Below are 12,840 nucleotides of genomic sequence, written 5' to 3' on the forward strand. Positions count from 1 at the left end.
TTATACGTGGTGCATTAACAATATAGTAAGCACGATAAGCAGTTTCTTGTAAACCCCGAAAGTAAGAAAGAACAATACCTTGCTTAATAAAAATGTAATTATTACAGTAAGTAACGGATGCCCTTTGTAAACGCGCTGTATAGCAAAGTACAGATAAGGAAACCATAGCAGCAAGTTTTGAAATTCAAAGCTGTTATTAAAAAATATATTGGTTACATGATATACGGGCGTTTTGAAAAACAACCAATTAAAAGGCTGGTAAATATTTACATTAAAGCCATTTAATATAAGTGTGATAACACAAAAGGTAATAAGCTGAAACGACAGGAAATAAACCACGAAGATAACCGCTTCGCCAAAATATTTAAACCTCCTTATATAAGCCACCCAGGTAGCTACAGAAAATAGAGGAATAAGCAGTATGATAAAAGTTTTTGAATATATCCAGCTATTCTCGAAGAAGGTATAATAAAATTGCTTGTCGCTTAAATGCAGTTGATGTTGTTTCCAAGCGCCTAACTGATCAATAGCCGAGGCAATGTAGTTGTCAAAACCTTCAGTCCATTGAAATATCCAGTATCCGCTTAAGCCAAAGTAATAATGGTCGCCAAAATTTGGTGAATAATCGGTTATACCTAAAATGTGGGTAACAAAGTAAAACAATACGTTGGCCAGTACAAAAACCTGCATTGGCTTGGCATATTTCACCCTGTTACCGGTTATATATGCTTTAACCAAAAAGCCGGGCTTTAGCATCAGGTACTTTAAACTGCGTAAAAATTTACTATCGAAATGGGTGAATATATCAACCGTTTGCGAGGTGAATTTTTTTAAACCGAGGTCTGAAGGATGAAATACCTTTTCGCCGCAGTTACGACAATATTTTCCCTGAAAGGCCGCACCACACGACGGACACTCGCCGGCATCGGTATTAACTGTATAACGCATAATATTTTACGAACTGAAAATACTAAAATAAAGCATCAGTGTACCTAAGATATTAACAAATGATGTATTTCAAGGATGTTACATTTCCAATACCCTTAGTTTATTAAACTTTTTTTGCTATATGATTGTCATACATACAAACAACAATAAATTGTTATGAAAAAGCTGATATTAACAACTGCAATAGCACTAAGCGTATTTACCGTTCAAAAAGTTAGTGCACAAATAAGTGTAAACATCAACATAGGCAGCCAGCCGGCCTGGGGCCCTGTTGGGTACGATTATGTAAATTATTACTACCTGCCTGACGTTGACGCTTACTACGACGTACCTAACAGGCGTTATGTTTATTTAGATAATAATGTTTGGGTACACCGTACTTATCTGCCTGCCCGTTATAGCAATTATAACGTTTATAATGGTTACAAAGTAGTAATAAATGATCCTGAACCATGGCGTAATCATACCGTTATACATAACAAATATGTGGTGTATAAAGGCAAGCCAAGCCAGCCCATTATCCGTAACAGTCATGATGTGAAATACACTAAGTACCGCACCTCAAAAAAGACCGTCACCCATGTAAAGGTTGATAATGACAAGGGAAGAAAGAACTTTACCAAGGTTAAAGTGAAAAGCCATGGTCATGGTAACGGCCGGGGCAAAGGTCATGATAAACACTAATAACTTCCTCTTAATAAAAAACGCCATCGGAAATCCCGGTGGCGCTTTTTTTTTAATTATGCTCTAAAAATTATTCTGCTTTTTTAGCTGTCTTTTTTGCTTTCGCTTTTGGCTTTGCTTCTTCAGCAGTTTCTTCGGACTGGGGTGCTTCAACAGGCGCTTCTTCCAAAGCGGGTTCAGCGGTAGCCTCGGCTTCGTCAAAAAGCGGCAGATCCTTCAGGATATTGAACCATGAAATGATCTTCTTCATATCTGAAGCATAAACCTTTTCCTCGTCATGGCCTGGTGCCACTTCCCTGAAGAACTTGCGCAGTGTATTACCGTCGGCTTTTGCATCAGGTACGCTTGATGCCTCTTTTATATTTGCAAAAATATCTTTCAGCTTCAGGTCCTCATCGTCGCCAAAAACGGTTATCTCGTCAAGCGCGGCCAATTTAGCTGTCGACAGGTTGGCTACCAACTTGGTTTTATTCCCATCGAGACTTTCCAATATAAACCCGGTTTTGTTTTGCGCCAAAGCTTTCCATAAACCCGGTTTGCCGGATACTGCTACTATTCCTTGTAAATTCATATTTAGTGATTAGTGATTCGAGATCAGAGATCAGTTGTAATTAACTAATCTCTAACCTCTAATCTCTTTTACCTATTCTTCAATTACCTCGATGCCTAAAATTTTGTCGCCCTGGCGGATATCATCAACCACGTCAACATTCTCAACCACTTTACCGAAGCAGGTATGGTTACGGTCTAAGTGCGCGGTGTTTGTACGGCTGTGGCAAATAAAAAATTGTGAGCTGCCGGTATTGCGGCCGGCATGCGCCATTGACAATACACCACGATCATGATACTGGTTTTCGCCGGTTAATTCGCAATCAATATTATAGCCTGCGCCACCGCTGCCTGCACGGTAAGCCGTTGCCGGGTCTTTTGAGAACGGACAGCCACCCTGAACCACAAAGTTTGGTATTACACGGTGAAAGGCTATGCCATTGTAAAAGCCTTCTTTAGCAAGTTTTTTAAAGTTGGCTACGGTATTTGGAGCGTCGTTATCGTAGAACTCTACGGTCATGTCGCCCTTTTCAGTTTTTATTATTGCTTTGCTCATGTTTCTAAATATCAGGGTGCAAAGGTAGCAAAAAAGGAGGAAGGTGAAAGAGCTGTAAGAGATGTAAAAGTTTGAAAATGTTATTTAGCGATGGGTTTTAAACCCATCGCTAATAAGTTGTGCATTTAGTGTTAAAACATTAGAGCATTGATCTGATTACTTATGCATTTCACCTCATTTTATCGTTACATTTGAGTAAGTTCGTTTATAGTGAAAAAAATATTTATACACCTTCTGGCTTTTTGCATTACGCTTTCCGCTTTCACCTCAAAAGCAGCCTCGCTGCTGATACCTATGGATGAGGAGCAGAAAGATCACCTGAAATCTTACGGTATAGCTTTTTGGGTGTTACAAAATAATTTGGAGGTCGACTGGCTGCTTAACTACCGCGGCGGCAGCTTTATGATGGCCTATAACAAAAAGCTTGAAGACGAATGTAAGATACGTGGCGTAAGCTACCAGGTTATTGCCGATGCAGCCGCTAACAACATCATTACCGAAGTAAGCGATCCATCGGTAAACATGGATGTGGTGAAGCTGCAAAAGGCGCCCAAGATCGCGGTGTATTCGCCCAAAAGCAAATTGCCCTGGGATGATGCCGTTACCATGGTGCTTAAGTATGCCGAAATACCTTATACCGTTTTGTATGACGAGGAAGTAATAAAAGGTGAACTACCCAAATACGATTGGCTGCACCTGCACCACGAAGATTTTACAGGGCAGTTCAGCAAGTTTTATGGCGCTTACCGTTTCGAGCAATGGTATATGGACGACATGAAAACGCAGCAGCTTACCGCGCAAAAGCTGGGTTTTAAAAAGGTATCGAAAATGAAACTGGCCGTGGTACAAAACATACAGTCGTTTTGTGCCGGTGGCGGCTTTTTGTTTGCTATGTGCGCCGGTACCGATACGTTCGACATTGCGTTAGCGGCAGCCAATACCGATATCTGTGAAACCATGTTTGACGGAGACCCTTCCGACCGTGCCGCCCAAAGCAAGCTTGATTTCAGCGGCACTTTCGCGTTTAAAGATTTCCATATCGATATGAACCCAATGTCGCACCAGTTTAGCGACATTGATGTGAACACCAGCCGCAACGTTGATCGTAACCGCGACTTCTTTACGCTGTTTGATTTCTCGGCCAAATATGATGTGGTACCAAGCATGCTCACTCAAGACCACGACAAGGTAATTAAAGGTTTTATGGGCTTAACCACGGCTTTCAACAAAAACTTTATAAAGCCCGGCGTTACCATAATGGGCGAAATGAAAACCGCAAATGAGGCACGCTACATACATGGCGAATATGGTAAAGGCCAATGGACATTCTACGGCGGTCATGATCCGGAAGATTACCAGCACGCCGTTGGCGACCCACCAACCGACCTGAAACTGCACCCTAACTCAACCGGCTACAGGTTAATACTCAATAATGTGCTTTTTCCGGCGGCTAACAAAAAGAAGCAGAAGACATAGGGGAGGAAAATCAAGTGTTAAGAATCAGAATCAAAAAGAATAGTTCCTTTTTTGATCTTAATTCCTGGCTTTTGATTCTCAACTAAAAACAGGTAGAAATACGTATAGGTTTCGTTTAACGCAAATTGTAAATTTGAGCACCAAACCTTGTATATGAAATCTGTAAGAATAAAATCTCTTTATTTATTAATTGCAACAACATTAATTGCGTTTATAACCAACAGTTGTCGTAAAGACATCCATTCATCAGCGCCACAAATTGAGCACGAACAATTTGTGGATGCCAAATCATGGTACGAATCCACTTATCCGTTTAAAGGAAAGAAAACAAACGATATTGATGACGGTATTGATTTTAGTCAACTAATTCAGCCTGATTGGGATAATGCCGATACTTATGAACGTTTTGGCGATGAAGTGATGGAATTACCGGAAGATGCTACAGGCGCGGTAGGCGCCGGCATGGTAAGCAATGTTACAGATAGCGCTAACTATCCAAAGGAATACAGTAAGAGCTCATTTTTAGTGTTGAAAAATAACGACACGTATAAAGCTTTTATAATGACTATTATATCCGATCCTGCTTATATCAATAATAACCCATCGAAGCTTGATAGCATTAAGTATAACAAACGCGATGATGATTTTTCGGGTGCCGTATTATATTCGACGCCAGATGGACAATTTGTGAACGGATGGCTTTATAAAAATGGTAGCATAACAGAAAGGCTGCGCCCGGGGCAAACAGTTACCACCAACAATGAGATTTTTAATAGAAGTAAAACCACACACAGGTTACGGGTAAATACCAATACCAATGATGTTGCAATTGCTACATATTGTACTGACTGGTACCAAAAAATAGATGGCAAGTGGGTTTATTTGGATTCATCATGCCGCACAATTTATGGGTCGGTTGACGGAGGTATTCCCCCTCCGGCTACTGGCGGCGGTAGTTCAGGCGGTGGTGGAAGCTCAAGCCCCGGTGCGCCGCAAACAACACCTTGCGAGCCGGGGCCGGCAAGTGTTGCGAAAAAAAAAGGGGGCTTAACAACACATTATAACGCACCGGCAAATCCAGGCACTGGTTTCCCGCCGCCTACAACGCCGCCGCCGTGTGACGAAGCGCCGATAATTATTAATAATGTAAAAGACCCATGTTTAAAAAAAATGGTTCAAGATGCGATCAATCGTGATATTCAGTTTGTAATTGGAAAATCAATGAAAAGTATTTTTGGAAGTAATACGGATGTCAACTTAATTTTTAAAGATGCAAATGGAAGCAGCTTTTCGAATTCAAATATCGATGGAACTACAGATATTTCATTTATTATTAAAAGCACTCAATCTGGAACTAATAGAGTTGTTGTAGAAAAAATGGATTTGGAAATATCTTTAAATAAAACTCGATTAAGTAACGCTTCTAAGGAATATATCACAGCAACGATTTTACACGAGGCTCTACACGCTTATTTGTGGAATTCACAAACAATTGTTAATCAACATCTGGATATGGCTCGAAACTATATTTCTACTATGGCAGAACAACTTGTATTAATTTATCCTAACTTAACATTATCTAATGCAACGGCTTTGGCTTGGGGTGGACTTCAAAAAGATGCACCGGATTTATATAATAGCCTTAGTCAAACAGAAAAAAATTATATTGCATTAGCAAATCAAAAGTATTTATCAGGTCAACAAGGAACGCCATGCACACCATAATTAGAATATTAGTTGTTTTGATGTTTCTTCCAATTATGGCAAGTGCTCAATCAATTGAAATACAAAATTTTGTTAAATTTCTCAATAATTATAAAGTTCCTGATGAGCTGAAATATAATTGCGAGTGGCTATATGCAGTAGTGCGTGTTAAAACTGATGCTTCAAACAAAATTGTAAAGTATAATTTTTTAAATAGTCCACCCGAAGCGATGAAGAAAAGTTTTGATTTTCTATTGGGGTATCAATTTCCAAACACAATGAAATTGAAGGGGCGGTCGGTTGTTTTTTATTATTATATAGATAACGCTCAAATATGTAAGCCTAAGCCTGATGACTACTTGCCTACCCCCAGTGAGGTTGTAGAAACACTTAATGGAATATACTGGCAATTAAAAAATACCGACCCAACCGCTATTTTAATTCCAAACCTCATGTCAACTAAATTTGTTGCACCCGCTACAGAAAAATAACTATTTCTACAAGGTAATTGATAAAACAACTCCCCGCATGAAACCATACTTAGCCTTGTTAATTGCATTTCTATTATCGGGCTCAGTTTACGCCCAAACACAGCTTGAGCCCTTTAAAAAAAATATTCAGCGTATGCTGGTGTACCCGGCATTTTTGCGGCAAACCTGTACTCCGGCTTTTACCAATATGCTGATAGATATTGACGGTAAGGGTAAGGTAGTTGACGTAAAAATATCAGACAGCGCGCCTGATTTGCTGCGCGAGGAGTTTAACAAAATAAAAGGCAGCTTTAAGCTGGAGTTATTAAATGAATTCATCACTGCCAAAAAACTAAAAGATTGCGGGATTATAATTCCATTGTTTTGGGTATATGGTAATGATTACTGCGTAAACGCTGTTGAGGAAACCTGGATCACCAATAACTATTTCGCGTTTGATTCAAATATGTACACAAAGCTGACATTCAACGCGCAACCCATAGTAACCAAGTTGTACAAGCCTGTACGATAAGCGTAAGAGTCAAGAATTAAGAATCAGGATTTAAGACTCAAAAAAACTTGCCGATAGAAAGTTTTATCTTAATTTTTAGTTCTTGGTTTAATAAACTTATTGATAGAACGTCCAGCTTACGCCAAATTTCAGCAACGCGTCCTGCATAGGGTATCGGTTAACGGTGTAAAAACCGCGGCTTAACAATCCCTGGTTAATGTAATCGTATTGCACAAATATGTTTGCGCTGTATAACGTGGTTTTAAAGAAGGCTGTAGCAACCGGATACGAACTGAATGTAACATCAGGCCCGTTATAAAACTGGCCCAATCCCACCGCGTATGATGGTGCAACATATGGCGTGTTATAGCGTACTGTGACACCTAAGTTATTGTTAAGCACCTTAAACCACGTTGATGCAAAATACAGGCTTCCGTAAGCATACACTTCGGGCGTGCGCAGGGTGCTTTGATAGTCGGTTTTCTGATAAACGCCATAAGCATCCAGGTGCCAGCGGCGCCAAGCCAGGTTTTTACCCAGGCTTATTTTTATCAGGTTTATAGGGCTGCTTAGTTGCTCGGGATGAGCGTCTTTACTGCCGGGCGCTGCTGTAAAATAAATGTAATCGTTTATCAGGAAATACTCCGCCTTAACGTCAAGCTGCAGCGCCTCGTTTATGTAGTTGAACGACGCGTTAGTGGTTTTTACGTTATTAAAGTCGTTATGAAAAATGTAGTGGTTCGATATCCAGTTTGTAGCAACAAGCGGCGGCGAACTGTTTTGCTGATAAGCGCCCAGTATAACCCGGCCAAGTTTATTACCGCCGCCCAGCGTTAGCTTAGCATCGTACAAAAAGTTTCCAAAATCTCTACCCTGTGCTATTTGCCGTAAATCGGCCTCAAGCAATATGCGGTTGCTGAAACGGTAGCTGGCCCGGGCTTTCAGCGTTATGTTTTGAAATATTGTGTTTTGTACCTTGTTGCGGCGTATGTACTGCGTTCCAAACTCGTTGAAGGCCGTATCGGTAACGTGCTGGGTAAGATTATATAAATCATGCGCTATACCCACATCAAGTTTCATTTCATTTTTAACAAAGGCGACAGATTTTCCCCGCAGGTAAAAACTGTATGAAAAATCATTATGTAACTGGTTCACCGTCAGCGAGTCGTTTGATACGCGTGAAGTATAAAACCAATCGGGGAAAACGCCATAAGTGTCTTCATCATCCTGCAGAAACTGATACCGGCGGCGATCGTAACTAATGGTGTGGGTAACCCGTTGCGTTGGTAGTATCTTACCGGTACCTTTGTTACGTACGCTGTCTATTCTGCCTATATAGTAAAACTGTTTTATATAAACGCCTGCCTGTTTCCATCGTGTATAGCTGTTAGGCAACCGTACCGGGGCGAAGGCTTTTCCAAAAATGGTTGCAGATCCCTGCCCGGTAAACACCGTGTCATTCAGAATGCCTCCCGTTTCCGGTGCTTTAAGGTCATTATAAACAATATTGCCGAGTATGTTATACCGCTTGTTCTTTGATTCGTACCAGGTAAAAAATGCAGCATTTACATCGCTAACATTTTGTCGCAACACGTTGTCGGTACTGTAAAATCCGCGCGATCCGTTAAAATTCAGGTTAAAACCTACGTTCCATTCGGGTTTTACATTTTGTGTGTGTGTAATGCGTACAAATTGCTCTTTTTTGCCGCCTCCTACATAAAAGATGTTCGTATACTGCACCCGTGCTTTGAAATAATTGATGTCTTCATGGTTAAGTAGATACGGATCGAGGGCGTGCATGCCTACATCAAAGCCGATTGTTTTGAGTGGCTCGAACAACAACGGACGCTGCGTTATACCTGTATATCCGCCCAAACTTATCCGTGGGCTTCGCGGCTGTAGCAGCGGACTATAATTTTCAAAATTTACCAATCCCGTATCAATGGCAAATACCTGTGTGCTGTCGCTCAGAAAGCGTTCGTTACTTACCCTGATAAAGCTTGAATTGAACACTATCGAATCTTCTTTTTCTTCCTCGCGCTTTCGCAGGGTATCCATCAGCTCGTCGCCGGTAAGCTGCCTTTGCGAAGTTGTTTTGGCAGTATCGCGCATATAGTTGGGCATACGCTGGCCGGGGTACTGGTTGTTTCTGTTGTTGCTTGGAAACTGGGCAAACGCCGCATGCGCCGATAAGCCTATCAGCAATAAAAAAATATATTTCAGCCTTGCGTGCATTAAATTCCGGCTATCAGTTCTTTTAAAATCAAGGTCATTTTTGGTTCAGCTTCCTGCGCCACGGCTATAATTTCGTCAAGCGAAACAGGTTTCAGTTCTTCGGGGAAGCCCTCATCGGTTAAAACAGATATTGCAAAAACAGGTAAACCCATGTGGTTGGCAACAATTACTTCTGGCACAGTACTCATACCCACCGCGTCGCCGCCTATTATGCGTAAATAGCGGTATTCGGCGCGGGTTTCAAGGTTTGGGCCTGTTACGCCTACATAAACTCCTTTATGGCATATAATATTGTTTGCTTCCGCGATATCAAGCGCTTTGGCAATCAGATCAATACGGTAAGGCTGGCTCATGTCAGGGAAACGCGGGCCAAGCTCTTCTTCGTTACGGCCTGTAAGCGGGTTTTGTGGTTGCAGGTTAATATGATCTTCAATAATCATCAGGTCGCCTTTTTTAAACGACGGATTTAACGAGCCACTGGCATTTGACACATACAACGTTTTAATGCCAAGGGCCTTCAACACACGCACCGGGAAGGTTATTTCCTTCATGTTATAGCCTTCATAATAGTGCAAACGGCCTTGCATGGCTACTACCTTAACACCGCCAAGAGTACCAAATATCAACTTACCCGAATGAAACTCAAGGGTTGAAATAGGAAAATCGGGGATGTTGGCATACATTAGTTGTTTTTCAATCTGGATTTCCTTAACAAGTCCGCCAAGACCGGTGCCTAAAATAATGCCTGCCTCGGGCTCAAAATCGCCTATGCGGTTTTTAATGTATGCCGCGGTGCGCTGTATGCTCTCTAACATATTGTAAAATCAAATCGTTAAATTGTAACTGCCCATTATTTAAAAATTCAACCCCTATTGGTAACACCAAAAACGGCAGTTTGCTCACCAGCGGAAGCAGGTGCTGTTCACCTAAACGTTGCGCATCCTTTTCTGTTGTGATAAGCAGTTTTTTTTCTGCCGGGCAAGCCTCAAACTCAGCGGCAAGTTTAGTGATATTTTTTAAGCTGAAGGGATGATGGTCGGGATATTTATGGTGAATTATCTTCGTTGTAAAACCTTGCAGATACTGCAGCAGGGGAAAAGTATTGGCTATTCCTGTCAACAGGAAAACTGTTGTATTGTTATCGATAGCAACCTGTGAATTATTGCCTGACATAGTCCGTAAAGGCTGATACGCTATCGATGTGAAAAACAATTGTTGAAATGGAAACGGCTTTATTTTTTCGGCGATGGCTGTCTGCTCATCGGTTGATAAGTTTGCCGGGCATTTGCTGATCACGATAACATCGGCGCGCCAACGGCCAATGAAAGGCTCGCGCAAGTTGCCAGCGGGCAATACGAGGCGTGGTTCGTTTAGCCGTGTATAATCAAACAATAAAATGCTGAAACCGGGTTTTACCTTCCGGTGCTGGTAAGCATCGTCCAGAATAATGACTTCGTGATAATTTACTAATTGTTTAATACCGGTTACCCTGTCTTCACAAACAGCCACGGTAACGTCAGGAAATTTATGCTTGAACTGTGCCGGCTCGTCGCCAATCTGCGTAGCCGTAGATGTGTTATCCGCCTGAATAAAACCCTTTGTTTCACGGCCGTAGCCGCGGCTTAACGTGGCAATTTTATACTGATCTTTTAGCAGGCGGATAAGATACTCTGTCATAGGGCTTTTTCCCGCCCCGCCAACATCAAGGTTGCCTACAGATATAACCGGCAGCTTAAACGTATAGCTTTTAAACAACCCTGCATCATAACACCAGTTACGGATGCTCACCACCAGCCCATATAACAGCGAAAAAGGAAATAAAAGCAGGCGCAGGTATTTCATAACAAATGGTAAAGATAAGTATTTGGGTGGTGGTTGGCGAGTGGCGGTGGGTGTTAGTTTCAGAATTTCAGCAAAAAAGGCGGAGAAAAATCCTCCGCCTTTCAATTTCGAAATTTAACATTCGAAATCCGAAATACAATTTACTTTCTTTCTCCCTTTAACGTTGCCGCTATTTGAAGCGCCTTGTAAGCGTTCACAATACCGCCGGTTTTCGATAGGGTTGCAAAATCAACTTTTTCGTCTTTGCTGCCCGGTTTAATAACCATAGTGCCGTTTAGCGGTGCGGCCGATTGCAAGATTACCTGTTTAATTTGTTTCGCGCTAAGCTTCGGATAATATTCCAATACCAACGCTGCCACACCTGCGGTAATTGGTGAAGCAAAGCTGGTACCATCAGCAGTGTTAAATTCAGCGTCTTTATCAACTGAGGTAACTGATACGCCCGGCGCGAATACATCTACGTTCTTCTTTCCATAATTGCTGAAGCTGCCCGCAAGCGTCGAATCATTTTTTGCTCCGGAAGCGCCCACTACAATCACGTTTGCAGCGTCTGATGATGAGCCGTCTTCAAAATTATCATTCGGATAATGCGGTTTCACATCACCGTCTTCGCTTTCGTTACCTGCAGCCTGTACCAGTAATACGTCTTTTGAAGCGGCATATTTATAGGCATCATCAACCCACTTTTTGTGCGGCGAAAGCTTTTTGCCGAAACTCATGTTGATGATCTGCGCGCCATTGTCAACAGCGTAACGGATAGCTTTAGCAACGTCTTTATCGTATTCATCGCCGTTTGGAACCGCCTTGATGCCCATTATGCGTACATTATCAGCAACGCCATTAATACCGTATTGGTTATCGCGCACGGCGGCAATTAGTCCCGCAACGCCTGTACCGTGCGATGCATCAGGGAATTTCAGCAGGTTGCTGCCATAAGGCTTGGTTTCCCAAATATCAGGGTTATCGCCCACAATGCGCTGGCGCGAAGTAAGGTCGGGGTTGATGTCGTTATTCAGCTTTGTAAGATACTCGCTCAGGTCTTTAATGATTTCAGCGTTATCCTTGTCGCCGCCCTGCTGTTGAAATATCGACTCCCATATCTGCTTGCTTTGCATAACGGTATCGTTGGTGGTGTTGATCTTTGACAGATCAGCTGTTTTAAACGTAGCGTCTGAAGTTAGTTTCAAATCGCGTTTCACATAACCGCTGGTCGCCATCAACACATTCAGCACAGGCGACAGTTGCTCAAATTCGGTTTTTGAGTGGGTAACCGTAGTATCGTGTACAGCCTTTACTTTCAGCCAGTAAGCATATTCCTTTTTGTCGGTTGCTGAGGCTTCGGTAATAGTGGCGTACTTGCCTTTTAAACGGTTATACTCGCGTACTTCTTCGGTAGTTTCGGTGTAGTTACAGTTACCGCCCGGTCCGCCCAAAAAATTCCAGCCGTGTACATCATCAACATAACCGTTTTTATCATCATCCTTGCCGTTTCCGGGTTTTTCTTTACGATTTGTCCACAGGATAGGCCTCAGGTCTTTTTGAGCGGTATCAATCCCGCTGTCAATAGTAGCCACCACAACAGTTTTACTTTTTTTACCTTTTACCAGTTGATAGGCAGGAGTAAGACTGATACCGAAATAACCATCAGTTTTCAGGTCAAGCAGATGCCAGTTTTTTGGAAGTTCGGGTGCCGGCGCTTCAGCAGGAGCCTGTGCGTAAGTGTTTAGGTTAAAGAATAAAGCCCCTGTAAGCAGCGGGGCAATAAGAAATTTGCGTGTTTTTAACATATATGTTTTTTTAAGACGATGGACCATAGACCATAGTCCATAGTTTGCTATCGTCTATGGTCCATGGACTATGGTCTA

At 42.0% G+C, this 12,840-nt stretch carries 12 protein-coding genes; 5 read left to right on the plus strand and 7 right to left on the minus strand.

Going from position 1 to position 12,840, the window contains the following annotated elements; translation table 11 throughout:
- Positions 1-948, minus strand: a complete 948-nt coding sequence (locus EOD41_RS08360; RefSeq protein WP_127704321.1) for a DUF3667 domain-containing protein — start codon at positions 946-948, stop codon at positions 1-3.
- Between the two features lie 156 nt (positions 949-1,104).
- Between EOD41_RS08360 and EOD41_RS08365 the strand changes: the two genes are divergently transcribed.
- Positions 1,105-1,632, plus strand: a complete 528-nt coding sequence (locus EOD41_RS08365; protein ID WP_205780505.1) for a hypothetical protein — start codon at positions 1,105-1,107, stop codon at positions 1,630-1,632.
- Between the two features lie 70 nt (positions 1,633-1,702).
- Here EOD41_RS08365 and EOD41_RS08370 read toward each other — a convergent pair whose 3' ends face one another.
- Together EOD41_RS08370 and EOD41_RS08375 are read right to left on the minus strand one after the other, a co-directional pair.
- A complete protein-coding gene (locus tag EOD41_RS08370; protein ID WP_127704322.1) occupies positions 1,703-2,203 on the minus strand; it encodes a DUF5606 family protein in 501 nt (166 codons plus the stop codon).
- A gap of 72 nt (positions 2,204-2,275) precedes the next feature.
- The gene (locus EOD41_RS08375; protein WP_127704323.1) at positions 2,276-2,737 is read right to left on the minus strand and encodes a peptidylprolyl isomerase; all 462 of its coding nucleotides are present in this window, start codon (positions 2,735-2,737) and stop codon (positions 2,276-2,278) included.
- Positions 2,738-2,947: 210 nt separating this feature from the next.
- Here EOD41_RS08375 and EOD41_RS08380 point away from each other — a divergent pair, with 210 nt between their 5' ends.
- The 4 genes from EOD41_RS08380 (at position 2,948) to EOD41_RS08395 (ending at position 6,919) form a co-directional block, all read left to right on the plus strand.
- Positions 2,948-4,213: an asparagine synthetase B gene (locus tag EOD41_RS08380; RefSeq protein ID WP_127704324.1), complete on the plus strand. Its 1,266-nt coding sequence runs from the start codon at positions 2,948-2,950 to the stop codon at positions 4,211-4,213.
- Between the two features lie 153 nt (positions 4,214-4,366).
- On the plus strand, positions 4,367-5,938 hold the full coding sequence (locus EOD41_RS08385; RefSeq protein WP_127704325.1) for a hypothetical protein: 1,572 nt from the start codon (positions 4,367-4,369) through the stop codon (positions 5,936-5,938).
- Positions 5,926-6,408, plus strand: coding sequence for a hypothetical protein (locus EOD41_RS08390; protein WP_127704326.1), 483 nt, complete (start codon positions 5,926-5,928; stop codon positions 6,406-6,408). Before EOD41_RS08385 ends, EOD41_RS08390 begins: the two co-directional genes overlap by 13 nt.
- A gap of 37 nt (positions 6,409-6,445) precedes the next feature.
- Positions 6,446-6,919, plus strand: coding sequence for a hypothetical protein (locus EOD41_RS08395; protein WP_127704327.1), 474 nt, complete (start codon positions 6,446-6,448; stop codon positions 6,917-6,919).
- A gap of 96 nt (positions 6,920-7,015) precedes the next feature.
- Here EOD41_RS08395 and EOD41_RS08400 read toward each other — a convergent pair whose 3' ends face one another.
- The 4 genes from EOD41_RS08400 to EOD41_RS08415 all read right to left on the minus strand — a co-directional run bounded on the left by EOD41_RS08400 (position 7,016) and on the right by EOD41_RS08415 (position 12,762).
- On the minus strand, positions 7,016-9,133 hold the full coding sequence (locus EOD41_RS08400; protein ID WP_127704328.1) for a putative porin: 2,118 nt from the start codon (positions 9,131-9,133) through the stop codon (positions 7,016-7,018).
- On the minus strand, positions 9,133-9,948 hold the full coding sequence (locus tag EOD41_RS08405; RefSeq protein WP_127704329.1) for a purine-nucleoside phosphorylase: 816 nt from the start codon (positions 9,946-9,948) through the stop codon (positions 9,133-9,135). Before EOD41_RS08405 ends, EOD41_RS08400 begins: the two co-directional genes overlap by 1 nt.
- Positions 9,911-10,975, minus strand: a complete 1,065-nt coding sequence (gene lpxK, locus EOD41_RS08410) for a tetraacyldisaccharide 4'-kinase (protein ID WP_127704330.1) — start codon at positions 10,973-10,975, stop codon at positions 9,911-9,913. The genes EOD41_RS08405 and lpxK overlap by 38 nt, the downstream gene beginning before the upstream one ends.
- Before the next feature lie 140 nt (positions 10,976-11,115).
- The gene (locus EOD41_RS08415; RefSeq protein WP_164849901.1) at positions 11,116-12,762 is read right to left on the minus strand and encodes a S8 family serine peptidase; all 1,647 of its coding nucleotides are present in this window, start codon (positions 12,760-12,762) and stop codon (positions 11,116-11,118) included.
- Positions 12,763-12,840 lie beyond the last annotated feature (78 nt).

It is taken from the genome of Mucilaginibacter limnophilus, assembly GCF_004005815.1.
Classification (GTDB): domain Bacteria; phylum Bacteroidota; class Bacteroidia; order Sphingobacteriales; family Sphingobacteriaceae; genus Mucilaginibacter; species Mucilaginibacter limnophilus.

Coding starts and splice junctions, on each gene's coding strand:
- EOD41_RS08360 (WP_127704321.1), bottom strand. CDS start 948: ATGCGTTATACAGTTAATACCGATGCCGGCGAGTGTCCGTCGTGTGGT.
- EOD41_RS08365 (WP_205780505.1), top strand. CDS start 1,105: ATGAAAAAGCTGATATTAACAACTGCAATAGCACTAAGCGTATTTACC.
- EOD41_RS08370 (WP_127704322.1), bottom strand. CDS start 2,203: ATGAATTTACAAGGAATAGTAGCAGTATCCGGCAAACCGGGTTTATGG.
- EOD41_RS08375 (WP_127704323.1), bottom strand. CDS start 2,737: ATGAGCAAAGCAATAATAAAAACTGAAAAGGGCGACATGACCGTAGAG.
- EOD41_RS08385 (WP_127704325.1), top strand. CDS start 4,367: ATGAAATCTGTAAGAATAAAATCTCTTTATTTATTAATTGCAACAACA.
- EOD41_RS08390 (WP_127704326.1), top strand. CDS start 5,926: ATGCACACCATAATTAGAATATTAGTTGTTTTGATGTTTCTTCCAATT.
- EOD41_RS08395 (WP_127704327.1), top strand. CDS start 6,446: ATGAAACCATACTTAGCCTTGTTAATTGCATTTCTATTATCGGGCTCA.
- EOD41_RS08400 (WP_127704328.1), bottom strand. CDS start 9,133: ATGCACGCAAGGCTGAAATATATTTTTTTATTGCTGATAGGCTTATCG.
- EOD41_RS08405 (WP_127704329.1), bottom strand. CDS start 9,948: ATGTTAGAGAGCATACAGCGCACCGCGGCATACATTAAAAACCGCATA.
- lpxK (WP_127704330.1), bottom strand. CDS start 10,975: ATGAAATACCTGCGCCTGCTTTTATTTCCTTTTTCGCTGTTATATGGG.
- EOD41_RS08415 (WP_164849901.1), bottom strand. CDS start 12,762: ATGTTAAAAACACGCAAATTTCTTATTGCCCCGCTGCTTACAGGGGCT.